The sequence below is a fragment of the Oleiphilus sp. HI0128 genome, assembly GCF_001635365.1.
This window is the reverse complement of the sequence record NZ_LWGG01000093.1, coordinates 1-959: the sequence shown is the minus strand read 5'-3', so window position 1 is coordinate 959 and position 959 is coordinate 1. Positions and strand designations below refer to the sequence as shown.

The window sequence follows — 959 nt, the reverse complement described above, 5'->3', positions numbered from 1 at the left end:
CCTGACGGAAAAAGCATGCGGAAGGCCTTTATCAGAACGCCTGTCGACTTCGCTCGCATCTCCTCACGCTTCAACCTGCGTCGCAAGCACCCTATTCTACATAAAATCAGAGCGCACAAAGGCACTGACTACGCCGCGGCGACCGGCACGCCAATCAAAGCTACTGGTGACGGCAAGGTTATTCATGCAGCCAGAAAAGGTGGTTACGGTAAAACTGTCATCATCCAACACGGACAAAGCATCACCACTCTTTATGCTCACATGAATGGCTACGCACGCGGCATCCGCTCGGGCAAGCGCGTTAAGCAAGGCCAAATCATTGGCTATGTCGGTAGCACAGGACGTTCAACAGGGCCCCATCTTCATTATGAATTTAGAGTTAACGGTGTCCACAAAAACTCTCTAAAGGTGAAACTGCCACACGCGAGCCCTATCCCTAAAAAGGAGCTTGCTCGCTTTAAGAAAGCAACACACTCACACTTGGCACAGCTCGAGACCTTTTCAGAAAGTTATCAAGTCGCCTCTAATCAGTAAGTACAGATAGAGTCCCTGATATGGCAGACAAACTATATATAGGCGTCATGTCTGGCACCAGCATGGACGGAATCGATACCGTCCTTGCCTCAATATCTGAAAACAAAACCACCGGCATTGAATCATTTAGCGCACCATTTTCAAGCTCGCTTAAGTCGAAACTTCAGTCATTGTCACTACCAGGCGACAATGAGATAGNCCGCCTTGGCGAAGCCAGTGTCGAGCTAGGTGAAGCTATTGCGGAAACCGTGAACGATTTACTCAAGAAAGCCAACAAGAATAGTAGCGATGTTTGCGCCATCGGTTGTCACGGACAAACAATCAGACACCGCCCTGAGTCAAGCAAACCCTTTTCACTCCAGATAGGCGACCCAAGTACAATCGCCCACATCACTAATATCACGACGATTACCGATTTCAGAATG

At 48.9% G+C, this 959-nt stretch carries 2 protein-coding genes; both read left to right on the top strand.

From position 1 onward, the window contains the following. A partial coding sequence (locus A3763_RS01195; protein WP_156494801.1) for a M23 family metallopeptidase occupies positions 1-534 on the top strand: 534 nt, incomplete at its 5' end. 20 nt (positions 535-554) lie between these two features. Beyond that, positions 555-959, top strand: a 405-nt coding sequence (locus tag A3763_RS01190; protein ID WP_197482667.1) for an anhydro-N-acetylmuramic acid kinase, incomplete at its 3' end; no start/stop codon positions are given.